At 67.6% G+C, this 306-nt stretch carries 1 protein-coding gene; it reads right to left on the bottom strand.

The window, feature by feature from the left end:
- A partial coding sequence (locus RVY79_RS18765) for an MFS transporter (protein ID WP_317466066.1) occupies positions 1 to 306 on the bottom strand: 306 nt, incomplete at both ends.

Here is a 306-nt window from a genome sequence, read left to right as displayed (position 1 = left end):
GGCGGGGTCGAGCTCATGTTCCTCCATGCGCTTTTCGTACTCATGCGTCACGACCAGCCGCAGCCGGGCGAACAGCGCGACGACATTGATCGCAAAGGCCGTGTAGAACGGGAAGCGCCAGCCCCAGGACAGGAAGTCCTTCGCGTCGAGGCTGCTGAACACGTAGAGGAAGACGCTGGACGCGACGATGAAGCCCAGCGGCGCACCCAGTTGCCCGAGCATTGCGTACCAGCCGCGCCGGTGCCCGGGGGCGTTCAGCGCGAGCAGCGAGGGCAGACCGTCCCACGAGCCGCCGAGCGCCAGCCC

The organism is Chromohalobacter sp. HP20-39, assembly GCF_033052815.1.
Taxonomy (GTDB): Bacteria; Pseudomonadota; Gammaproteobacteria; order Pseudomonadales; family Halomonadaceae; genus Chromohalobacter.
The sequence above is the reverse complement of the archived record's forward strand: the minus strand, read 5'-3'. Positions and strand labels throughout refer to the sequence as shown.